This window comes from Streptomyces sp. NBC_00690 (genome assembly GCF_036226685.1).
Taxonomy (GTDB): Bacteria; Actinomycetota; Actinomycetes; order Streptomycetales; family Streptomycetaceae; genus Streptomyces.
Genome location: NZ_CP109009.1, coordinates 2,316,491 through 2,338,891, shown reverse-complemented (window position 1 = coordinate 2,338,891; position 22,401 = coordinate 2,316,491). Strand labels below are relative to the sequence as shown.

Here is a 22,401-nt window from a genome sequence, read left to right as displayed (position 1 = left end):
GAGACCATGGACGCATCCAGCACCGACGCACCCGCACCCGCCGCCCCGTACGGCACTCCCGAGACTCCGCGCGTCGCCGTCCGCGGCGAGGCCCGGCTGGAGGTCGATCCGGAGATCGCCCGGATCGGGATCACCGTCGTCGCCCGCGGCTCCGACCGCCGGGCCGCACTCGCGGACCTCACCCGGCGCAACACAGCCGTCCTGGACCTCGTCAGGTCCTACGGCGAGGCCGTGGAGAAGCTGGAGACCGGCGCCTTCTCGATCACCCCGGAGCTCGCCAAGCGCGGCAAGGGGGAACACGTCCGTACGTACCACGGGAAGGTCTACCTCATCGCAGAGCTGGCCGACTTCACCGCTCTCGGCGAGCTGACGACCCGGGTCGGGGATCTGGAGATGACCCGGGTCGACGGGCCGTGGTGGAAGCTGCGGCCCCAGTCGCCCGCCCATGGCGAGGCCCGTCGGCAGGCCGTGCTCGAAGCCGTCCAGCGGGCCCGTGAGTACGCGGGGGCGCTCGGAGCCCAACTCTCGGCACTGGTGGAGCTCGCCGATCTGGGCGCGGAGGACGGCGGCGGCTACAGCATGGCCCGGGCGGCTCCCATGGCCTTCGCCGGCTCCGCCGAACTGGCCAAAGGAGCACCGGCGCTCGATCTCGAACCCCAGCGTCAGACGGTCTACGCACAGGTGAACGCCCGCTTCACGATGACCCCACCGGTGCTTTAGGGGATTTCTCCTAGCGGACCATCGCAGAAAGGGCGCTCCGGGCAGCGGAATTGCTCATCGGAGCGCCCTTGCGCACATTTCGACAGTTGTCAATGACCTTTCACGCAAAGGTTGTTGGGAAGAAACCTGGAATCAAATCCCTACGGATGGGGTATGCCCTAGGGTCGTTCTATGCGCCGAGCGAAAATCGTCTGTACTTTGGGCCCAGCCACCGACTCGTACGACCAGATCAAAGCCCTGGTCGAAGCCGGAATGGACGTGGCCCGACTCAATCTCAGCCACGGTAGTTACACCGAACATGACGAGCGCTATCAGCGCGTACGCAAAGCGTCCGACGAGACGGGTCGCAGCGTCGGTGTACTGGCTGATCTCCAGGGCCCGAAGATCCGACTTGGGCGCTTTCGTGAGGGTCCGGTCCTGTTGGAGCGCGGTGATGAATTCACGATCACCGTCGAGCCGATGGAAGGCGACCGCAATATCTGCGGAACGACCTATCAGGGGCTGGCCGGCGATGTCGCTGCCGGTGAGCGCATCCTCGTGGACGACGGAAAGGTCACCCTCGAAGTGACCGCCGTCGACGGGCCGCGGGTGCACACCACGGTCATCGAAGGGGGCATGGTCTCCGACAACAAGGGCCTCAACCTCCCCGGTGTCGCCGTCTCCGTCCCCGCCCTCTCCGAGAAGGACATCGAAGACCTCCGCTGGGCGCTGCGCACCGGTGTCGACGTCATCGCCCTGTCCTTCGTCCGTAGCGGTCGGGACATCGAGGACGTGCACCGGATCATGGACGAGGAGGGGCGCAGGCTGCCCGTCATCGCCAAGGTCGAAAAGCCCCAGGCCGTCGACAACATCGAAGACATCGTGGCCGCCTTCGACGGCATCATGGTCGCCCGCGGCGACCTCGGCGTCGAAATGCCGCTGGAGCTGGTGCCCATCGTCCAGAAGCGGGCGATCAAGCTGGCCCGGCGCAACGCCAAGCCCGTCATCGTCGCCACGCAGATGCTGGACTCGATGATCGAGAACTCCCGCCCCACCCGCGCCGAAGCCTCCGACGTGGCCAATGCCGTCATCGACGGCACCGACGCCGTGATGCTCTCGGGCGAGACGAGCGTGGGCAAGTACCCCATCGAGACCGTGCGCACCATGGGCAGGATCGTCGAGGCGGCCGAGGAGGACGTGCTCGGCAAGGGTCTGCCGCCGCTGACCGAGCGCAGCAAGCCGCGCACCCAGGCCGGTGCGGTCGCCCGTGCCGCCGCCGAGATGGGTGACTTCCTCGGAGCCAAGTTCCTGGTCGCCTTCACGCAGTCCGGCGACACCGTGCGCAGACTCTCGCGCTATCGCTCGCCGATTCCCCTGCTGGCGTTCACGCCCGACCAGGGGACCCGTTCCCAGCTCAATCTGACCTGGGGTGTGGAGACCTTCCTCGGCCCCCATGTGGAGTCCACGGACGCCATGGTGGCGCAGGTCGACGAGGAACTGCTGAAGATCGGCCGGTGCGAGCGGGGTGACATCGTGGTGATCACCGCGGGATCGCCTCCCGGAATGCCCGGCTCCACGAACCTGGTGCGGGTGCACCACATCGGTGTGGACGACACCACCAGCTGAGGGACGCAGGACCGCCGGGGCCCCTCACCCGGGGCCTCGGCGGAGGCGGAAAACAATCATGGTCGCGATTGCGAAATCGCGACCATGGAATTGCAGGGAAAGTACCCCGGGTGGGATTCGAACCCACGCTGGATGGTGTTTGAGACCATTGCCTCTACCGCTGGGCTACCGGGGCGCCTTGGAAACGTAGGGTGGCGGGCACCCTTCGTGCCCCCACCATACAGGAGCTCGGTAGGCTCATGGGCAGCACCCTGCATTGGAACGCCTTGGAAATGCCTTGGAATGAGGAGTCCCGTGACCGCCCCCGACTCGCCCCAGCCCGTCGCCGACGACGACAAGTCGCACGTCCCCCCGCTCACCACCCGCGTGGTCATCGCCGAGGACGAGGCCCTCATCCGGCTCGACCTCAAAGAGATGCTGGAAGAAGAGGGATACGCGGTCGTCGGTGAGGCCGGAGACGGACAGCGCGCCGTCGAGCTCGCCCGGGAACACCGGCCGGACCTCGTCATCCTCGATGTGAAGATGCCCATTCTCGACGGCATCTCCGCAGCCGAGAAGATCGCCGAGGAATCCATCGCCCCGGTGCTGATGCTCACCGCCTTCTCCCAGCGGGACCTGGTCGAACGAGCCAGGGACGCCGGCGCGATGGCCTATCTGGTCAAGCCCTTCAGCAAGAGCGACGTGGTCCCCGCCATCGAGATGGCCGTCTCCCGCTTCACCGAGCTCAAGGCGCTGGAGCAGGAGGTCGCCGACCTCTCCCAGCGGCTGGAGACCCGCAAGCTCGTCGACCGTGCCAAGAGCATCCTCCAGACCGAGTACGGGCTGAGCGAGCCCGCCGCCTTCCGGTGGATCCAGAAGACCTCCATGGACCGCCGCATGTCCATGCAGCAGGTCGCCGAGGCGGTCATCGAGGACGCCGAGGAGAAGAAGGCGGCGAAGGGCCAGTAGCGGCCCTCCTCACACGACGACAGGGCCCGCGGTCCCCACCGATTCCTCGGCGGGGGCGCGGACCCTGTCGTCGTGCGGGGCCTTCAACAGCCCCGAAGGGCTCAGTCCTCGCCCAGGTACGCCTTGCGCACCGACTCGTCGTGCAGCAGGTGCTCTCCCGTACCGGACAGCACGATCTTCCCGACCTCCATCACATGCCCGTGATCGGCGAGCGAGAGCGCCGCCTGGGCGTTCTGCTCGACCAGCAGGATGGTCGTGCCCTGCGCCTTCAACTCGGTGATCGTGGCCATGATCTTCTGCATCATGATCGGTGAGAGCCCCATCGACGGCTCGTCGAGCATCAACAGCTTCGGCTGGCACATCAGCGCCCGCCCCATCGCCAACATCTGCTGCTCACCGCCGGAAAGCGTGCCTGCGGCCTGCTTGCTGCGCTCGCCCAGAATCGGGAAGAGCTCATAGGCGCGCTTGATGTCCCGCTCGATGCCGGCCTTGTCGCTCCGCAGGAACGCACCGAGCCGCAGGTTCTCCTCGATCGACAGCCGCGGGAAGATGTGCCGGCCCTCGGGGGAGTGGGCGAGGCCCATCGCCACGATCTTGTGCGCGGGATAGCCGCTGAGCGGCTTGCCGTCGAAGACGATCCGCCCACCGGAGGGCTTCAACAGCCCGGACAGCGTCCGCAGGGTCGTCGTCTTGCCCGCGCCGTTGGTGCCGATGAGGGTCACCACCTGGCCGGCCTCGACGCTGAAGGAGATGCCCTTCACGGCCTCGATCTTGCCGTAGGCGACCCTGAGGTCCTCGACCTCCAGCAAAGTACTCACTGGGTCTCCCCTTCCGGGCTGGTGGTGCCGGTACTGCCCGGCGCGACGGAGCCGCCCTCCGCAGTGCCTTCGGCACCGGAAGCAGCGGCGTTGTGCGCCTCCGCGGCCTCGACTTCGGCGACCTCCTCCGCACCCGGAGCTCCCTCGAAGGGCGTCCCGAGGTAGGCGGCGACCACCCGCTCATCGCCCTGGACGACCTCCGCGGTGCCTTCGACGAGCTTCTCGCCCTGCACCAGACAGGCCACCCGGTCACAGAGGTTGAAGATGAACCGCATGTCGTGCTCGATGACGAGGACCGCGATCCCCTGGTCCCGGATGGCGAAGATCAGTTCCTCGGCCGCCCGGGTCTCCTGCGGGTTCATGCCGGCCGTCGGCTCGTCCAGCAGCAGCAGGCCGGGATCGCTGGCCATGGCCCTGGCGATCTCCAACTTGCGCTGCTCGCCGTAGGGGAGGTTGCGCGCCAGATGATCGGCCTTGTGCTCCAGGCCGATGAAGGCCAACAGCTCCATGGCACGCTCGTGCGACGCCGCCTCGGCCCGTTTGAAGCCCGGCCCGCGCACCAGCGCGGACCACAGCCCCTCCTTCGTACGGGTATGCCGTCCGACCAGGACGTTCTCCAGCACGGTCATGTTGGCGAAGAGCCTGATGTTCTGGAAGGTCCTGGCGACGCCCGCCTTGGTGACCAGATGGGGCTTCGGCGGGAGCACGGTGCCCTTGTAGCGGACCTTGCCCTCCGTGGGCACGTACAGCCCTGTCAGGCAGTTGAAGAAGGTGGTCTTGCCGGCGCCGTTGGGGCCGATCAGGCCGACGATCTCGCCCGCGTTGACGGTGAGGTCCACCGAACGGACGGCGGTGAGCCCGCCGAACCTCATGGTGACACCGCTCGCCTCCAGGACGGGAGAGGTGGCGATGCCGATGGTGGTGGTCGTCATGGTCGTCACGCCCCCGCCTTGGTGATGCCGACGCCGGGGCCGGTCAGGCCCTTGTCCGGCACGTCGAGCTGGTCGGTCTCGTGGTACTCCAACTGCGCCCGACGGTTGGCGATCAGCCCCTCGGGACGGAACCGCATCAGCAGGATCAGTGCGAGACCGAAGCCGAGGAGCTGGTAATCCTGGAGGAACTGGAGCTTGGCCGGGATCATGTACAGCAGCGTGGCACCGAGCAGCGGTCCGGTGACCGTGCCCATGCCGCCGAGGATCACAGCCGCCAGCAGGAAGGCCGAGTTGGGCGGTACGGGACCGGCGAACTGGTACATCTCCGGAACCACGGTGTGTTGCACGTGTGCCTGCACGGTACCGGCGAGACCGGCCAGCGTGGCACCGAGTGCGAAGGCGATCAGCTTGACCCGGAAGCCGTTGATGCCCATCGCCGTGGCCGCGGTCTCGTCCTCCCGGATGGCGACCCAGGCCCGACCGATGCGGGAGCTGCCCGCACGGCTGAACACGACGATGACGAGCGCCATCGCGAGCAGCATCAGCAGGTAGTAGTTGGCGTAGCTGCCCAGTTCGATCCCGAACACGGTGTGGGATTCACCGAAGTCGTACCCGAAGAACTCCAGGTCCGGGATGTTGGGAACACCGTTGGGACCGTTGGTGATCTGCGGACCCGACACGCCGTCGAGGTTGCCCATGGCGATGCGGAAGATCTCGCCGAAGCCCAGGGTCACGATGGCGAGGTAGTCGCCGCGCAGCCGGAGCGTCGGTGCGCCGATGACCACACCGAAGATGAGCGACACGACCGCACCGGTGAGGACAGCGGCCCAGAACGGGAAGTGCACGTCGAAGGCCGACGCGGTCGAACCCGACACCAGGGCGGCCGTGTAGGCACCGACTCCCAGGAAGGCGACGTACCCGAGGTCCAGCAGACCGGCCAGGCCGACGACGATGTTCAGACCCAGGGCGACCGTCGCGAAGATCAGGATGTTGACCGCGATCAGCGTGTACGTGTCGGTGTTCTGGGTGAACGGGAAGGCGATGGCGGCGGCGAACGCCGCGATCACGGTGACCTGGCGGTACTTGGTGGTGAGCCCGGAAAGACGCGCGGTCAGACCGGACTTGATCAGACCGCCCACCGCGAACCCGACGGTGATGAGGTAGCCCGTGAACAACTCGGCGTACTCGGTGTCGATGCCGTACGTCACGACGTACATGCCCACCGCGAACGCCGCGACGATCAACAGGATCTCGGCCCAGGACGGCAGCTCCTTGGGGCGGGCCGCCTTGCGGGTGTCGTCCGCCAGGGCGAACGCGGCCAGCGGTACCGCCGATGCCACGGAGGCGACGAAGGCACCCGGTTCGAGATTGACCAGCCCTTCGAGCTGCCAGGCGATGGCGATCGTCGTGAACCAGGTGGTGGCGAACGCGCCGAGGGCGAGGAAGCGCAGCGCCTTCGTGGTGCCCGCGGGCGCCAGCCAGCCGAGGCCCTTGACGCCGAGCGAGGCCAGGCCGTAGAGGACGACGAGTGCGCCGGCAACCAGGGTCAGGACCTGGAGTCCACCGGGGTAGCCGTAGACGGTCAGATCGCCCGGGAAGGCGTCCGTGTACGTCCAGGCCGTGAAGGTGCTGGCGATGGTGGCGAGGCCGCCGGCCGTCACGATCCAACGGATCAGCCCGGCACGGGAGGCGTCATCGGGCGCCGGCTTGGCTTGGGTGATGGTGTCCGTGGTCATCGCTCTCACGCCCGATCCGCGACGCGCTCACCGAGCAGACCTTGCGGCCTGACCAGGAGCACGACGATGAGGAGTACAAACGCCCAGACGTTGGCCCAGGCGCCGCCGCCCAGCTGCTGCATACCGGGGATCTCTTCGATGTAGGCGATCGACAGGGCCTCGGCGAGACCGAGGACGACGCCGCCGACCATCGCACCGTAGATGTTGCCGATACCGCCGAGGACCGCCGCCGTGAACGCCTTCAGCCCGAGGATGAAGCCCATCTCAAAGTTGATCTGGCCCTTGTCCAGGCCGTAGACCACGGCTGCGACCGCGGCGAAGGCGGCACCGATGGCGAACGCCAACACGATGATCCGGTCGGTGTTGATGCCCATGAGCTTGGCGGTGTCCGGGTCCTGCGCGGTGGCCTGCATGGCCCGTCCGTTGCGGCTCTTGGAGACGAAGAGTCCCAGCGCGAGCATGCAGAGCGGGGCGAGGACCAGCACGAACGCATCGGCGCGCTGGATCGTCAGATTGTCCAGGACCTTGAAGGACTCTCCGGTGAACTCCGGGAAGCTACGAGCCTTCTTCGCGTCCGGGTACCAGCTCCAGACGGCCTGCTGGAGCACGATCGACAGTCCGATCGCGGTGATCAGTGGGGCGAGCCGGGGCGCGCCACGCAAGGGCCGATACGCGAATCGTTCGGCTAGTACGGCGACGCCGACGGAGGCTATCGCGCCACCTATGATCATGAGAGGAATCGAGACGAAAAGACCGATTCCACTGGGGAGCCATATATAGGTGGTGAGGGCGCCAAACCCCCCGATCATAAAGATCTCGCCATGGGCGAAGTTAATGAGCTGGACGATGCCGTAGACCATGGTGTACCCGATGGCGATGAGACCGTATAGGGCACCCAGGGCTAGACCGTTGGCCAGCTGTTGCGGCAGTTCGTTCACCGCAGAGCCTCCGATGTCCGATGAGCGTGTCGGATATGACTCCGCGCGAGGGCGCTGTTTGCGCCCTCGCGCGGGTGGTTCAGTGCTGCGGGGCAGTGCTGGGGATCAGTCCTTGAACGTTTCGCTCTTGACGTCCGTCCACTTGCCGCCCTTGACGGAGTAGACGGTGAGCTGCTTGTTCGTGGTGTCGCCGAACTCGTCGAAGGAGACCTTGCCGGTGACTCCGTCGAAGGACACCTTCGACATGGCCTCGGTCACCTTCGCGCGGGCGTCCTCGGGCAGCTTGCCGTCGTTGTCCGCGACGACCGCCTTCACGGCCTGGACGATGGCCCAGCCGGCGTCGTAGGAGTAGCCGCCGTACGCCGCGTACGGGTCGCCGTAGCCGCCGGCCGCGTAGTCCGTGATGAACTTCTTCGCGGTTTCGAGCTTCTCGACCGGGTAGCCGACCGAGGTCGCGAAGTCACCGTCGTTCGACTCGCCCGACGCGCTGATGAACGCGGGGTCGTAGATGCCGTCGCCACCCATCGTGGGGATCTTCGCGCCGGTCTTCTTGATCTGGTCCGCGAGCAGTCCCGCCTCGGGGTACTGGCCACCGAAGTAGACCGAGTCCGCGCCGGACGACTTGACCTTGTCGGCGGTGCTGGAGAAGTCGGTCTCCTTCACCGTGACGTGGTCCGTACCCGCGACCGCACCGCCGAGGCGCTTGAACTCCTCGGCGAAGATCGCCGCCAGGCCGGCGCCGTAGGTCTGCTTGTCGTCGACGACGTAGACCTTCTTCTTCTTGGCGTCGTTGAAGAGGTACTGGGCGGCGAACTTGCCCTGGATGACGTCCGTGGTGGAGGTACGGAAGTACGTCTTGAAGGGGCGCTTCTTCTCACCCTTGCCCCAGTTGTCGCCCTGGGACAGCGACGGGTTGGTGTTGGCCGGGGACACCTGGGTCAGATTGGCCTTGTCGAACTCGCCCTGCATGGACTGGGCGACGCCGGAGTTCAGCGGGCCGACGACGCCGAGGACGTCCTTCATGCCCACGAGCTTGGTGGCGTTGGCCTGCCCGGATGCGGGAATGGCCTGGTCATCGAGTGCTTCGATCTTGAATTCAACACCCGGGACCTCGTTGTTCTTGTTCGCGGTCTTGGCCGCGAGGTCCACCGAGTTCTTGATTCCCTGACCGAGCGCGGACAGTGAACCTGTCAGCGGGGCATCGACACCGATGATCACAGTGGTTTTTTTGCCACTGTCGGACTTCTTGTTGTCATCGTCGCGCGATCCGCATGCGGTGAGGGTGAGCGCTCCCGTGGTGACCACGGCGGTGAGTATGAGCAAGGAACGGTTTCGCACGATAAGTCCTTTCCCTGGCGCGGCCCCTCCCCTGAAGGGCCGATGCGTCGCCGAGCCGAACGGGCGTACACGTGTCACGCTGTCATTGAGCCCGGCGGCGCGGTGACTGGCCGTGACTCTAAGCGCAGCCGGATGGGTGGGTCAGTAGCCAAGTCAGGATGTGACTCTCTTGTTATGCCGAGGTCAAATATCGGTGAGTCGGAGGGTCGTAGATCGGTCATTCACTCGGCCAAACCTCAGCCACATGCTGAGAACGCCCAGTTCCACTAAGGGGCTTGAGGCGATATTGGTGCTGACTGCACACATCTGCGGCCAGGGGTGTGGACGGCTCTGTGGAGGTTGGCGCCCCGGCGAGTGGAGCCCTCAATTCCGCCACGAGATTGACTACTGATTGTCACAGTCAACGCGGGGTGGCTATCCGTCATATCCGGCTTGGTTCCGACTTCCGCCTTCGGCTTCCCGGGGGTGGGAGGGGCGGGTGCGGCGGGGGTGGATGCTGCGGCAGCGCCGTCGAACGCATCCATGGGGCGGGTCCGTCAGCCCTGCGGTATCGGCGGTCGCCAGTTCTCCGAATTGCCGGTGGCTCCATGTCGCGCCGAGCACTCCTGGCTGGCCCGTACATCGATCAACTCTAAGGCTGCTTCGCGACCTTGATGTCTTTCCTCGGTTCGCGCAGCCGACAGGAGTTCCTCGTGGATTTCGAACTGCTCGTTGGACAGGCCCTTCTGCTCCCAGTCGAGCCCCGCCCATTTGCTGCCCTTGAGCGACTCTTTGGCCCAGTAGGAGATGAGAGTTGTGCATATGGCGACAGCTGAGGAGTTTCGCGGTGTGGGAGTTGCGGTCGTGCCGCCGTTGGTTCGCAGCGGCGATGTGCAACCGCTCGCGAGGACGATGAGGAGGGTGAGGGTCAGGGCGAATCCGGCCGAAGTGCGCCGAGGGATCCCCATGCTGACCACGCCCATTCGTCACGTTCGGTAACTCGGTGATGGCGAAGTTCCGGGCTCTGGTGGAGGGACGAACGAGGTTCGCCGTTCGTTCCCGGGTGTCGAGCCGGCCATGTGGTGGTCATGATTCATGGGGCGGACTGCATCGCGATCGGTCGTCGAGCAAGGGCTGATGCCCGACCTTGCGGGGGGCCAGGGCGAACCTGAGCCGTCCTGAGCCGTCCCGGGTGGTGATGGGGCGACCGTCGGAGGGCGCCTTCGGGCAGTGGAAGCCTCGTGAGGGTGGATATCGGCTGAGCCTGCCGAATTCTTGGGTTCAGTGCCTTTCTCTACGCAGTTGGGGCGGAAGGGCTGGCCGGCGGGGCAGTGTGCGGGGTGAAGCCGCTCGGACGTACCCCGTCGGTCGACGTGCGCCGCAGATCAAAGCGGCGCATACCCCGTCGTCCGCCCACACCATCCAGGAGCCGAGCCGAGCCGAGCCGAGCCGAGCCGAGCCGAGCCGAGCCGTATGCCCGTCCGTCTGGTCGGTCTGGGTGGTGGGCCTGCCTGCCTGGTCGGTTGGTCGGCCGGTTGGTCGGCCGATTGGTTGGTCTAGCTGGTGCGCACGCCGTCGGCGTCGCCGGGCCGCATATCGCGCACCATGCACGTCAGCCGTGCCGAGCAGACCCGCCGGTCCTGCTCATCGGTGATCACGATGTCGTACGTGGCCGTCGACCGGCCGCGGTGCAGTGGTGTGGCCACGCCGGTGACCAGGCCGGATCGGACGCCCCGGTGGTGGGTGCAGTTGAGGTCCACCCCGACCGCGATCTTGCTGCTGCCCCCGTGCAGCATGGCACCGATCGAACCGATCGTCTCCGCCAGGACGGCCGACGCGCCACCGTGCAGCAACCCGTAGGGCTGTGTGTTCCCTTCGACCGGCATGGTGGCGACGACCCGCTCGGGCGATGCCTCGATGATCTGGATCCCCATCCGGCTGCCCAGATTGCCCGCGGAGAAGAGGGCCGGCAGATCCACGCCGAGAGCGGCGTACTCGTCGATGACCTCTTGCGGAAACTTCGCGGTTGAGGGCTCGCCCATGGGTCCGACTCCGATCGCTATGGGTACGTGGTGCGTACAACGTCATATCAGTTGGTTGAGCGACGCTCGCTGTGCGTTGCGTCGCCCCCCTGTGCCGCACACCCTGGTCTGCCCCGAAGCTCCTCATGCTCCTGGCGCTTCCGGTGTGACCGCGGGCGCCGGAGGTCACTCGGCTCGGATGCCACCGAGGCGGCCGGAACCATCCCTCCGGAACTCTCCACCGAAGCGCACCGCCCCAGGGCGGCGGCGGGCCTGCGCGGGTGCCCATCCCTTCGGTCGGACGGGTCGCTCAGACGGGCTCGAAGCGCACCACCACGGACTTGCTCGCCGGTGTATTGCTCGTGTCCGCGGTGGAATCCAGCGGCACCAGGACATTGGTCTCCGGGTAGTACGCGGCGGCACAGCCTCGCGCCGTCGGATAGTGCACCACCCGAAACCCCGGCGCCCGACGCTCCACCCCGTCCCGCCACTCACTGACGAGGTCCGTGTACGCGCCGTCCGCCAAGCCCAGCGCCGCTGCGTCCTCCGGGTTCACCAGGACGACCCGACGGCCGCCCTTGATGCCGCGGTAGCGGTCATCCAGCCCGTAGATCGTGGTGTTGTACTGGTCGTGCGAACGCAAGGTCTGGAGCAACAGCCGTCCCTCGGGCACCTCGGGGAACTCCACCGGCGCCGCTGTGAAGTTCGCCTTCCCCGTGGCGGTCGGGAAACGGCGCTCGTCCCGCGGTGCGTGCGGCAGGGTGAAGCCTCCAGGCCGCGCGATCTTGGTGTTGAAGTCCTCGAAGCCCGGCACCACGCGGGCGATCCGGTCCCGGATCGTGCCGTAGTCACGCTCGAAGTCCTCCCAGGGCGTCGCCGAAGCCGACCCGAGGACCGCACGTGCCAGCCGGGCCACGATCGCCGGTTCGGAGAGCAGTTGGGGGCTCGCAGGCGGGAGGTTGCCCCGCGAGGCGTGCACCATGCCCATCGAGTCCTCGACGGTCACCACCTGCCTACCGCCCGCCTGCACGTCCTTGTCGGTACGCCCCAGGGTGGGCAGAATGAGCGCTCGCCGACCCGTCACCGCGTGGGAGCGGTTGAGCTTGGTCGATACGTGCACCGTCAACCGGGCCTTGCGAATGGCCGCCTCCGTGACATCCGTGTCCGGTGTCGCGGCCACGAAGTTGCCACCCATGGCGAAGAACACTTTCGCCCGACCATCCCGCAGGGCCTCGATGGATCGGACGACATCGAAACCGTGATGGCGGGGCGGCGCGAAGCCGAACTCCCTCTCCAGCGCGTCGAGGAAGGCCGACGCGGGACGCTCGAAAATCCCCATGGTCCGGTCGCCCTGCACATTGGAATGACCGCGAACGGGACACACGCCCGCCCCGGGTCTCCCTATGCTGCCGCGCAACAACAGAAAGTTGACCACCTCGCGGATGGTCGCCACCGAGTGCTTGTGCTGGGTGAGCCCCATGGCCCAACAGACGATGGTCCGCTCAGACGCCAGCACCATGGCCAGGGCCCGCTCGATCTCGGTGCGCTCCAGCCCCGTCGCGGCGAGCGTCTCGTCCCAGTCGGCGGCCAGCGCCGCGGCCCGGAACTCCTCGTACCCATGGGTGTGCTCGTCGATGAACGGCTGATCGACCGCATCGGCGCCCGCCTCCAGAATGAGCCTGTTCAACAACCGGAACAGGGCCTGGTCGCCGCCGATGCGAATCTGGAGGAACAGGTCGTTCAGTGCGACCCCCTGGACCAGGCCACGCGGTGTCTGCGGGTTCTTGAACCGCTCCATCCCGGCTTCGGGAAGGGGGTTCACCGAGATGATGCGCGCGCCGGCCCGCTTGGCCCGCTCCAGGGCGGACAGCATCCGGGGGTGGTTCGTCCCGGGGTTCTGGCCGGCGACGATGATCAGATCGGCCTGGTGGATGTCCTCCAGGGACACACTGCCCTTGCCGACCCCGATCGTTTCGGTGAGCGCAGAGCCGGAGGACTCGTGGCACATGTTCGAACAGTCGGGGAGGTTGTTCGTGCCGAATTCGCGAGCGAACAGTTGGAACAGGAACGCTGCCTCGTTGCTCGTGCGCCCCGAGGTGTAGAACAACGCCTCATCGGGAGATGACAGGGCCGTCAACTCCTCGGCGATGATCGAGAACGCCCGCTCCCAACTCACCGCCTCGTAGCGATCGCCGCCCTCGGGCAGATAGACGGGCTCGGTGATCCGGCCCTGCTGCCCCAGCCAGTAACCGCTGCGCGTCGCGAGGTCCGCCACGGGATGCTCGGCGAAGAAGGCCGGGGTCACCCGGCGAAGCGTGGCCTCCTCGGCGACCGCCTTCGCCCCGTTCTCGCAGAACTCGGCCGCATGGCGTTTCTCGCCCTCGGGCCAGGCACACCCCGGACAGTCGAAGCCGTCCTTCTGATTGACCTTGAGCAGTGTCTGCGCCGTACGCCGTACGCCCATCTGTTGTTGGGCGATCTTGAGCGTGTGCCCGATGGCGGAGAGACCCGCCGCGGCGTGCAGCGGAGCGTCGACCTGCGGCGCGTCCTGAATCGGATCACCTGCGGGAGGCTTGCCGGCCATCGTGCTCCTCTGTGAGCGCGTGCTCTGTGCGTGTCGTACCCATCGATTTGGTTGGCGCCCTGCCGGACGCGACCATCGGGAAACGGCCGGCAGAGATGGCGAACGTACATTTGTACGGGAAAGTCGTCCACCTTCGATCCTGCCACGCCCCGCTGACAAACCCCACCGACAACCTGGCCAACAAGGGGACGGCCTGCCCGCAGCGACCCAGCCCGAGGGGTACCGGACCCTCGCATGGCGGGCGATGTCAGTGGCACATGGCAGGATCGTGTCCGTGGCTGAGACAGCGTCGAAGAAGACCCCAGACGACAACCGTCCGCGCCTGCTCCTGATGGACGGGCACTCCCTGGCGTACCGGGCGTTTTTCGCGCTCCCCGCGGAGAATTTCTCGACCGCCAGCGGTCAGACGACCAATGCCGTCTACGGCTTCGCCTCCATGCTGGCGAACACCCTGCGTGACGAGGCGCCCACGCACTTCGCCGTGGCCTTCGATGTGTCGCGCAAGACCTGGCGTTCGCAGGACTTCCCCGAGTACAAGGCGAACCGCTCGGCCACTCCGGACGAATTCAAGGGGCAGGTCGAGCTGATCGGCGAGCTCCTCGACACGATGAACGCCGTCCGGTTCGCGGTCGAGGGCTTCGAGGCCGACGACATCATCGCCACCTTGGCCACCGAGGCCGAGGCCGCTGGCTTCGACGTCCTGATCGTCACCGGCGACCGGGACTCCTTCCAGCTCGTCAGCGAGCACACGACCGTGCTCTACCCCACCAAGGGCGTCTCCGAGTTGACCCGCTTCACCCCGGCCAAGGTCGAGGAGAAGTACGGACTGACCCCCGCGCAGTACCCGGACTTCGCCGCCCTGCGCGGCGACCCGTCCGACAACCTCCCGGGCATCCCTGGCGTCGGCGAGAAGACCGCCACCAAGTGGATCAACCAGTTCGGGTCCTTCGCCGAGCTGATCGAGCGCGCGGACGAGGTGAAGGGCAAGGTCGGACAGTCCCTGCGGGACCATCTGGACTCCGTCAAACTCAACCGCCACCTCACCGAGCTGGTCCGTGACGTCGAGTTGTCCCGGCCCGTCGCCGAACTGGAGCGTGCCCCCTATGACAGGGACGCGCTCAAGGGATTCCTCGAAGTCCTGGAGATCCGTAACCCGAGCCTGCGTGAGCGGCTCCTCGCGGTCGACCCGGGCTCCGCTGAGGAAGAAGCAGCTCCGCCCGCCGCCGGTGTGGAACTCGACGGCACCGTCCTCGCCACCGGTGAGCTCGGCCCCTGGCTCGACCAGCACGGCGCGCAACCGCTGGGCATGGCCGTGGTCGCCAGCTGGGCCCTCGGCGTCGGCAGTGTCAGCGAGATCGCCCTCGCCGCAGCCGACGGAAACGCCGGATGGTTCGACCCGACCCGGCTCGACGAGTCCGACGAGCAGGCGTTCACCGCCTGGAGCGCCGACGCCTCCCGGCCGAAGGTCCTGCACAACGCCAAGGACGTGCTGCGGGTCTTCCCCGAGCACGGCTGGCAGCTCGCCGGTATCTCCATGGACACGGCCCTCGCGGCCTATCTGGTGAAGCCGGGCCGTCGTTCCTTCGCCCTGGACGCCCTGTCCATCGAGTACCTCCACCGTGAGCTGGCACCGGCCGCCGCCGCGGATGGGCAGTTGGCCTTCGGTACCGACGAGCAGGCCGAGGCCGATGCGCTCATGGCCCAGGCCCGGGCGATCCTCGACCTGGGCGACGCCTTCGGCGAGAAGCTGTCCGAAGTCGGCGCCACCGAACTGCTCCACGATGTGGAGCTCCCGACCTCCCTCCTGCTCGCCCGCATGGAGCGGCACGGCATCGCTGCCGACCGGTCCCATCTGGAGGCGATGGAGCAGTTGTTCGCGGGTGCGGTCCAGCAGGCGGTGAAGGAGGCCCACGCCGCCGTGGGCCACGAGTTCAACCTCGGCTCGCCCAAGCAGCTCCAGGAAGTCTTCTTCGGCGAGCTCAACCTGCCCAAGACCAAGAAGACCAAGACCGGCTACACCACCGACGCGGACGCGCTGGCCTGGCTCGCAGCACAGACCGAGCACGACCTGCCCGTCATCATGCTGCGCCACCGTGAGCAGGCCCGACTGCGTTCCACCGTCGAGGGCCTGATCAAGACGGTCGCAGCGGACGGCCGGATTCACACGACCTTCAGCCAGACCGTCGCCGCGACCGGTCGACTCTCCTCCACGGACCCCAACCTCCAGAACGTGCCGGTCCGTACCGACGAGGGCCGGGCCATCCGCCGCGGCTTCGTCGTCGGCGAGGGCTTCGAGTCGCTGATGACCGCCGACTACAGCCAGATCGAGCTGCGGGTGATGGCCCACCTCTCCCAGGACGAGGGTCTGCTCCAGGCGTTCACCTCGGGCGAGGACCTCCACAACACCGTGGCCTCCCAGGTGTTCAACGTGAAGACCTCCGAGGTCGACGCGGAGATGCGCCGCAAGATCAAGGCCATGTCGTACGGGCTCGCCTACGGGCTGTCGGCGTTCGGCCTCTCCCAGCAGCTCAACATCGAAGCCGGCGAGGCCCGTGCGCTGATGGACACCTACTTCGAGCGCTTCGGCGGGGTCCGTGACTACCTCCACCACGCTGTGGACGAGGCCCGGGCGACGGGATACACCGCCACCATGCTCGGCCGGCGCCGCTATCTGCCCGATCTCAACAGCGACAACCGCCAGCGCCGTGAGGCGGCCGAGCGCATGGCGCTGAACGCACCGATCCAGGGCACCGCCGCCGATATCGTCAAGATCGCCATGCTCAAGGTGGACGGGGCGCTGCGCGAAGCAGAGCTGTCCTCACGACTGTTGCTCCAGGTCCACGATGAAATCGTGCTGGAGATCTCGCCCGGCGAGCGGGCGGAGGTCGAGGCGATCGTGCGCCGCGAAATGTCCTCCGCCGCCTCGCTGAGCGCTCCGTTGGATGTGTCGGTGGGTGTGGGAACGGACTGGGAGTCCGCCGCCCACTGAGCCAAGGCAGTAGGTCGGCGCGGGCAGCGACCCCTTTCGGGCCGCGCGCCGAACTCGCCTCCGATGGATGTGGATGTGCCCAAGGGCTGCGACCCGCAGGCACATCCATCGAGGGCGGGGCGCCTCCCAGAGAAGACTGATCAGAGCCGTCCACCACGAGGGGATGGCTCTGATTCATCCGGTTCCGCGTGGGCCGGGTCCATGGCGGTGTGCGAAGTCGAAGCGAGCCGGGCCACCATCGCGTACAGCAGTACGCCGAAGGCCCACCCGGTCCCCGCCCCGAAGCAGGCCGTCGGGATCAGATCGATGGGGGAGAGGTCCCCGTCCCAGCTCCGATACAGCACGATGCACCGGTGGAGCGCGCCGCACAGCGCGAACGCCAACAGCGCCAGACAGACAGTGCGACGAGTGCGGCGATCCATGGGCCGCCAGCGCGGCGCCGTGTGCGGCGGGCGCGAGTTCGGGGGCGATGCGGGCTGTTGGCTCAGCGCGGACACGACGAACGCCCCGATCACCAGCAGAGCGATCGCCGACGAGCCGTACTGCGCGAACTTATGGACTCCGAAGCCGCCCACTGTTTCAGCCAGCACCGGCACCACCCTCGTGCCCCAGCGGCCGTCATGTGTGAAGGAGTCCCAGAAGATGTGCGTGGCGGCGCCGATGACCGCCGACACGAAGAACCTCACCAGATACGAGGGTCCCCAGCGGATCGCCGGGCCGGTGAGCCATGCACGGACCCGAAGATGCAACGGAGGGGACAGCAGAGCGAGCAGGGGATCGCGCACCACCCACCAGAGGCCCACCAAAAGAGCGGTCACCAGCACATCGGCGGTCAACAGCCCGGTGAGGCCATGGGTGAAGTCGCCCCAGGCCATGGCCTCCGGCACCACAGAGGCCGCGAAATAGGTGATGTCTGGCGAAAAGGAGCCCATCACCAATGCTGAGGCGACCAGCGGTCCGCGCGCTGTGCCGTCCCGTCTGAGTCCTGGGAGAACCGCGGCGGCATGGCTGAGCGTGAAGGGCATGAGAGGTCCTCGGTGATCGCCGAGGGGCGAACCCCCGACCAACGCCGTTCGGTCCGTGCGAGGTGCCGAGTTTGGACACCTGGCGATGCGGAGGTGGCGAACTGGTGAATGCAGGTCAAGGCCCGGTGTTGTGGAGCCTTTAGTTGCCGTAGGGTCGCGTGAGTATTGCATTTAATCGTATTGGGGAGCGCGGGGGCGTCGCTTTCGGGAGGGAACAGACGTATGGCAGCGCACATCGGCCGACGGCTGCGCAGAGGGGCGACGAGCACCGCAGTCGCCGCCGCGGCCGTCGCGGCACTCTCCGCTTCGCAGGCGCCGGGAGTCACCCCCTCAGGGACGGGTGACGGCTCGGCCCGCGGCAGTGGCCAGAGTGCGTCCGACGCAACGCCACCACCCGGCACGCCCGTCACAGGCAACTCGCCCTACCACACGGACTTGCCACCGCTGACGACTCCGGGGAAGCCTGGCACGTCCGCGGACCTTCCTGTCACCACCGGCCCTGCCGAAGCGGGCATCCCGGCCACGGTTCTCGCGGCCTACAAGCAGGCTGAGCAGACCATCGCCGGCTCGGATCCGGGCTGCAAGGTGCCCTGGCAACTCCTCGCCGCCATCGGGAAGGTGGAATCCGGCCAGGCCAGGGGCGGCCGGGTGGACGCCCAAGGCACCACGCTCGCTCCGATCCGAGGCCCGGTCCTCAACGGTGTCGGCTTCGCCAACATCCCCGACTCGGACAACGGCGCACACGACGGTGACACGGTCTACGACCGCGCCGTCGGCCCCATGCAGTTCATTCCCACGACCTGGGCGACCTGGGGACAGGACGCCAACAGCGACGGGCTCAAAGACCCCAACAACATCTACGACGCGGCCCTGGCCGCCGGTCGCTACCTCTGCGCGGGCAACAGGGACCTGACGGTCAAGCAGGACCTCGACCAGGCCATCCTCGGCTACAACCACTCCCGGGAGTACCTCCGTACGGTCCTCTCCTGGTTCGAGTACTACAAGAACGGTACGCACGAGGTCCCCGACGGCGAAGGTGTGCTGCCCGGGTCCACCACCCCTGACAGCCCGGAAACCGATGAGGGTTCCCTACCCGGTGGAGATTCACTCGGTGGCACGGATCCCCTCACACCGCCCGGCTCCGAGAAGCCCGCGCCCAAGCCACCCAAGGGGCCGGGCACCGGGGAGGAGGGGCCATCGACACCACCCACCAGCAAGCCGCCTCAGCTCCCCAACCCGCCGGCGAAGCCCAATCCGAAGCCGCCGACACCTCCCGCGGTGTCACCGGTCACCAAGATCGAGGATGCCGGTACCGGTACCTTGACCGCCGTTGCCGGGCGCGACTTCGCCGAGAAGATCACTGCCCGAGTGCGCGATGCAGCCGGCCGTGGCGCGGCTGAGAAGGATGTGCGCTTTGAGATCGTCGGGAACACGGATGCCCGCTTCAGCGGCGGCAGGACCAGTGTCGTCCGTGCTACGGGTGCCGATGGCACGGTCACCGCGCCCACGCTGAAGGCCGGAGCGAAGGCGGGACGGTTCACCGTCTGGGCCAGTGTCGTGGGGCGGGAACTGAAGCCGATAGCCTTCTCCGCCGTGGTCACGGCACCCGTGGCCGACAAGCTCTCCAGGGTCGGCGACAAGCCCCTGACAACGGCCGTCGGTTCGGAGTTTGCCGAGCTGATCACCGTCAAGGCTGCCCACCAGGGAGCGGACGCCGCTGGAGTGGCGATCACCGCCACGATGATCAAGTCTGTAGACGGCGCTGCAGCCGTCGAGAACGACAAGGGCCCCTACTTCAAGGACGCCGACGGCAAGCCCCTCCGTACGCTCTCCGACCTCACCACCGACGCGGAGGGAAGGCTGACGCTTCCCAAGGTCTTCGCGGACGAGTCGGCGGGTACCTTCCTGCTGCGGCTGACCGCGGCGGGCGGAGTGAGCATCACCATCGAGCTTGAGGTGGCCCCAGCACCCTCGCCGTCTCCGACCCAGTCGGCCCCTTCCCCATCCCCGTCGTCGCCCGCATCTTCGTCCCCGTCCTCGTCCCCCTCGACCAGGGCATCCGCGGGCTGACTGGCGCACCCCAACGATCCGCTGCCCCTCCGCCCTCCAGTGGTGGAGGGGCAGCGGACGCCTTGCGCTTACGTTCGGCGCCCTACGGTTCTCGTGATCCTCCCTTGGCCATACGGGCCTTGGTGTGCCGGGTCGGTTCTGCGGTCGATGGGTCCAGTGGCCAAGGGTGCTTGGGATACCGGCCACGCAACTCCGCCCGAACCGATCGATATCCCTCCTTCCAGAAGGAGGCCAGATCAGCAGTGACGGCGGCTGGTCTGCCCGCGGGGGAGAGAAGGTGCAACAGCACGGGTACTCCCGCGACCGAGGGGGTCTGCCCCAACCCGAACAACTCCTGGAGCTTGACCGCCAACACCGGTTGGGCGCCGCTGTAGTCCACCCGTATCCGGGAGCCGCTCGGCACCTCGATCCGTTCGGGTGCGAGCTCCTCCAATCTGGCCGCTTGGCCGCTTGCCCATGGCATCAACCGCTGCAATGCCTCCCGTGCGGGGATGCGACCCAGGTCCGACCGTCGTTTGGCGCGGGACAACTCCGGCTCCAGCCACTCATCGCTCCGGGCCAACAGCGCCTCATCCGACACATCAGCCCAGGGGCTGCCCAACTCCCGGTGCAGAAAGCCGAGCCGATGGCGCAGGTCGTGGGCCTCCCGTGTCCAGCGCAGCAGCCCCCACCCCTCTCGCCGCAGACCGTCGAGGAGCGCTTCACGGACCAGATCAGCAGGAGGGTTGCGCAGAGGTTGCGCGGACAACTCGATGGCGCCCAGTCGCCTCACGCTCCTGGCCACCACATCACCGTCGTGCCATCGGACTTCCTCGCCGGCGCTCAACAGATGCCCGGCGGCCGACAGGGCGATGTCCTCTTCCACCACGGCGGCAAGTCGGACCCGGGCTGCTGCCGCGGTCATGGGCCGATCCGCCACGGCCACCGCCAGCCAGGACACACCGCCCAGCCCGGAACCTCCCCGAACCTCGGCAGCCGTACCCGAGGCCATGAGGAAGGCTCCTGCTCCGCGTGTCCTCGCCACTCTCTCGGGGAACGCGAGTGCCGTGACCAGCCCCGCCGCAGTGTCGTCGCCGATACCGGAGCGATCTCCCCGGCTGGATGAGTCCTCGCCCCGACCCGTTGCCTCGGGCAGAGCCGATGCCAGCCGTCTGGTCTCGGCGCGCCACCGTGCGGTGTAGCCGTCCCTGCCGTGACGGGCCGCACGCCACGCCGCCGCGAGATCGTCACCGTACTCACGCGGTGGCTCTTCGCTGAGGAGCGCGACGATCTCGGCCGCCCGCCGTTCGCCCACGGCGGGGGCGCCGTCCAGCAGTGCTCGGGCCAGCCGCGGATGCAGTCCGATGCGGGACATCTGTATGCCTCGCTCGGTGGCCCGACCGGAGGTGTCCACCGCCCCCACCGCCGCAAGCACCTCCCGGGCCGCCGCCATGGCCCCTGCCGGAGGGGCGTCGAGCAGCGCAAGACCGGCCGCCGAAGGGTCTCCCCAACAGGAGACACGGAGAGCGAAGGACGCCAGGTCCGCCGTCCTGATCTCGGGTGAGGGAAACCGGGGGCGCCGTAGATCGTCGGCCTCCGCCCAGCAGCGATAGACGGCGCCGGCCGCTTCGCGCCCTGCTCGCCCCCGCCGCTGTGTCGCCGCCGCGATCGAGACGGGGACCGTCGCCAGGGAACCGAGACCACGTGCATGGTCAGTGCGCGGCTCGCGGGCGAGCCCGGAGTCGACGACCACGCGCACACCGGGCACGGTCAGGCTCGACTCCGCGACCGAGGTGGCGAGCACCACGCGCCGACGGCCCTTGCTGCCGCTCAGCACCGCGTCCTGCACCGCCGCGGGTGCGCGCCCGTGCAGCTGAAGGACTTCCGCTTCCACCCCGTCCAACATTCCGGCGGTCCGGGCGATCTCACCGGTCCCTGGTAGAAAGCACAGGACGTCTCCCGGGTGGCGATCGAGCGCCAGACGGACGGTGCCCGCGACATGGCGGAGGAGGCCGGCGTCCACCCAGGTCCCGTGCGCCGGACGGATGCCCGCGGGCGGCGGGGCAAAGTGGACGGCGACCTCGAATCCCGTACCCGAGCTCGACACGACCGGAGCAGGCCCCGATGCATCCAGAGTGCCGAGCAGATCGGCCCAGGCCGGAGAGTCTCCGGTGGCGGAGGCCGCGATGAGCTTGAGCTCCGGCCGCAGCGTCGCTCGTACATCCGCCAGGAAGGCGAGTGCGGTGTCGGCGTCGAGATGACGTTCATGGCACTCGTCGATGAGCACGACATCCACACCCGCGAGTTCGGGATCCCGCTGGAGGCGCTGGAGCAGGACACCGGTGGTGACGACCTCGACCCTGGTCGAGGGGCCGACGCTGCGCTGGCCGCGCACGGTGAAGCCGACCGACTGCCCGGGCTCCTGCCCCAGGAGCCAGGCCATCCGCTGGGCTGCCGCTCGCACCGCCATCCGCCGGGGTTCGGCGACCAGGACGCGCCTGCCCGGTCCAGCCCCGACCAGACCGGCGAGGACCAAGGGCACCAAGGTGGTCTTGCCCGTGCCGGGTGGTGAGTGCAGAACCGCGGTGCCGCGCTCGTCGAGAGCTGCCAGCAGTGCGGGGACGGCCTCGCGGACCGGCAGCCGGTCGAGTGCGTCGGTTCGGATCATGCGCCCAGTCTCGTACTTCGGATCGGGCTCCGCCGTGCCCCATCCACAGGA

The 22,401-nt window shown here is 67.7% G+C and carries 15 protein-coding genes and 1 tRNA gene; 5 read left to right on the top strand and 11 right to left on the bottom strand.

All coding sequences use genetic code 11. The features are described 5' to 3' along the window. The first annotated feature begins 6 nt into the window (after positions 1 to 6). Together OID54_RS10340 and pyk are read left to right on the top strand one after the other, a co-directional pair. On the top strand, positions 7 to 720 hold the full coding sequence (locus tag OID54_RS10340) for an SIMPL domain-containing protein (RefSeq protein ID WP_329017208.1): 714 nt from the start codon (positions 7 to 9) through the stop codon (positions 718 to 720). Positions 721 to 891: 171 nt separating this feature from the next. Then, complete coding sequence (gene pyk / locus OID54_RS10335; RefSeq protein WP_329017205.1) at positions 892 to 2,325, top strand: pyruvate kinase; 1,434 nt, start codon at positions 892 to 894, stop codon at positions 2,323 to 2,325. Positions 2,326 to 2,427: 102 nt separating this feature from the next. Here the strand turns inward: pyk and OID54_RS10330 are convergent. Beyond that, a tRNA-Leu gene (locus OID54_RS10330) sits at positions 2,428 to 2,500 on the bottom strand. A 119-nt stretch (positions 2,501 to 2,619) separates the two neighbouring features. Here OID54_RS10330 and OID54_RS10325 point away from each other — a divergent pair. Continuing rightward, positions 2,620 to 3,273 carry an ANTAR domain-containing response regulator gene (locus OID54_RS10325; RefSeq protein ID WP_329017202.1) on the top strand — a complete coding sequence of 218 codons (654 nt, stop codon included), beginning with the start codon at positions 2,620 to 2,622 and terminating at the stop codon, positions 3,271 to 3,273. Between the two features lie 101 nt (positions 3,274 to 3,374). Here the strand turns inward: OID54_RS10325 and OID54_RS10320 are convergent, their stop codons facing one another. From OID54_RS10320 to OID54_RS10285, 8 genes are all read right to left on the bottom strand, one after another. Then, positions 3,375 to 4,091, bottom strand: coding sequence for an ABC transporter ATP-binding protein (locus OID54_RS10320; RefSeq protein ID WP_329017199.1), 717 nt, complete (start codon positions 4,089 to 4,091; stop codon positions 3,375 to 3,377). Then, entirely contained in the window at positions 4,088 to 5,032 is a 945-nt protein-coding gene (locus tag OID54_RS10315; RefSeq protein ID WP_329017196.1) for an ABC transporter ATP-binding protein, read from the bottom strand. Before OID54_RS10315 ends, OID54_RS10320 begins: the two co-directional genes overlap by 4 nt. Next, positions 5,029 to 6,759, bottom strand: a complete 1,731-nt coding sequence (locus OID54_RS10310; protein ID WP_329017193.1) for a branched-chain amino acid ABC transporter permease — start codon at positions 6,757 to 6,759, stop codon at positions 5,029 to 5,031. Before OID54_RS10310 ends, OID54_RS10315 begins: the two co-directional genes overlap by 4 nt. A gap of 5 nt (positions 6,760 to 6,764) precedes the next feature. Then, positions 6,765 to 7,697 (bottom strand): branched-chain amino acid ABC transporter permease, encoded by a 933-nt coding sequence (locus tag OID54_RS10305; protein WP_329017190.1) that lies wholly within the window; start codon positions 7,695 to 7,697, stop codon positions 6,765 to 6,767. A gap of 105 nt (positions 7,698 to 7,802) precedes the next feature. Further along, positions 7,803 to 9,035, bottom strand: a complete 1,233-nt coding sequence (locus tag OID54_RS10300; protein WP_329017186.1) for a branched-chain amino acid ABC transporter substrate-binding protein — start codon at positions 9,033 to 9,035, stop codon at positions 7,803 to 7,805. Between the two features lie 536 nt (positions 9,036 to 9,571). After that, the gene (locus tag OID54_RS10295; protein WP_329017183.1) at positions 9,572 to 9,982 is read right to left on the bottom strand and encodes a hypothetical protein; all 411 of its coding nucleotides are present in this window, start codon (positions 9,980 to 9,982) and stop codon (positions 9,572 to 9,574) included. Positions 9,983 to 10,570: 588 nt separating this feature from the next. Beyond that, positions 10,571 to 11,056 carry a PaaI family thioesterase gene (locus OID54_RS10290; RefSeq protein WP_329017180.1) on the bottom strand — a complete coding sequence of 162 codons (486 nt, stop codon included), beginning with the start codon at positions 11,054 to 11,056 and terminating at the stop codon, positions 10,571 to 10,573. A gap of 289 nt (positions 11,057 to 11,345) precedes the next feature. Further along, the gene (locus tag OID54_RS10285; RefSeq protein WP_329017178.1) at positions 11,346 to 13,619 is read right to left on the bottom strand and encodes an FdhF/YdeP family oxidoreductase; all 2,274 of its coding nucleotides are present in this window, start codon (positions 13,617 to 13,619) and stop codon (positions 11,346 to 11,348) included. A 274-nt stretch (positions 13,620 to 13,893) separates the two neighbouring features. Between OID54_RS10285 and polA the strand changes: the two genes are divergently transcribed. Beyond that, a complete protein-coding gene (polA, locus tag OID54_RS10280) occupies positions 13,894 to 16,608 on the top strand; it encodes a DNA polymerase I (RefSeq protein ID WP_329017176.1) in 2,715 nt (904 codons plus the stop codon). Positions 16,609 to 16,748: 140 nt separating this feature from the next. On the opposite strand, the gene OID54_RS10275 is transcribed toward polA, so the two are convergent. Continuing rightward, a complete protein-coding gene (locus OID54_RS10275; RefSeq protein ID WP_329017173.1) occupies positions 16,749 to 17,633 on the bottom strand; it encodes a DUF4184 family protein in 885 nt (294 codons plus the stop codon). Between the two features lie 222 nt (positions 17,634 to 17,855). On the opposite strand from OID54_RS10275, the gene OID54_RS10270 reads away from it, so the two are divergent. Further along, positions 17,856 to 19,703, top strand: coding sequence for a lytic transglycosylase (locus OID54_RS10270; RefSeq protein WP_329017170.1), 1,848 nt, complete (start codon positions 17,856 to 17,858; stop codon positions 19,701 to 19,703). Positions 19,704 to 19,785: 82 nt separating this feature from the next. Here OID54_RS10270 and hrpB read toward each other — a convergent pair whose 3' ends face one another. Further along, positions 19,786 to 22,350, bottom strand: a complete 2,565-nt coding sequence (gene hrpB / locus OID54_RS10265; RefSeq protein ID WP_329017168.1) for an ATP-dependent helicase HrpB — start codon at positions 22,348 to 22,350, stop codon at positions 19,786 to 19,788. Between the last annotated feature and the right edge of the window lie 51 nt (positions 22,351 to 22,401).

Excerpts from the sequence above, each read along its gene's own strand:
- OID54_RS10340 (WP_329017208.1), top strand. The coding sequence starts at position 7 with ATGGACGCATCCAGCACCGACGCACCCGCACCCGCCGCCCCGTACGGC.
- pyk (WP_329017205.1), top strand. The coding sequence starts at position 892 with ATGCGCCGAGCGAAAATCGTCTGTACTTTGGGCCCAGCCACCGACTCG.
- OID54_RS10310 (WP_329017193.1), bottom strand. The coding sequence starts at position 6,759 with ATGACCACGGACACCATCACCCAAGCCAAGCCGGCGCCCGATGACGCC.
- OID54_RS10295 (WP_329017183.1), bottom strand. The coding sequence starts at position 9,982 with ATGGGGATCCCTCGGCGCACTTCGGCCGGATTCGCCCTGACCCTCACC.
- OID54_RS10290 (WP_329017180.1), bottom strand. The coding sequence starts at position 11,056 with ATGGGCGAGCCCTCAACCGCGAAGTTTCCGCAAGAGGTCATCGACGAG.
- OID54_RS10285 (WP_329017178.1), bottom strand. The coding sequence starts at position 13,619 with ATGGCCGGCAAGCCTCCCGCAGGTGATCCGATTCAGGACGCGCCGCAG.
- OID54_RS10275 (WP_329017173.1), bottom strand. The coding sequence starts at position 17,633 with ATGCCCTTCACGCTCAGCCATGCCGCCGCGGTTCTCCCAGGACTCAGA.
- OID54_RS10270 (WP_329017170.1), top strand. The coding sequence starts at position 17,856 with ATGGCAGCGCACATCGGCCGACGGCTGCGCAGAGGGGCGACGAGCACC.
- hrpB (WP_329017168.1), bottom strand. The coding sequence starts at position 22,350 with ATGATCCGAACCGACGCACTCGACCGGCTGCCGGTCCGCGAGGCCGTC.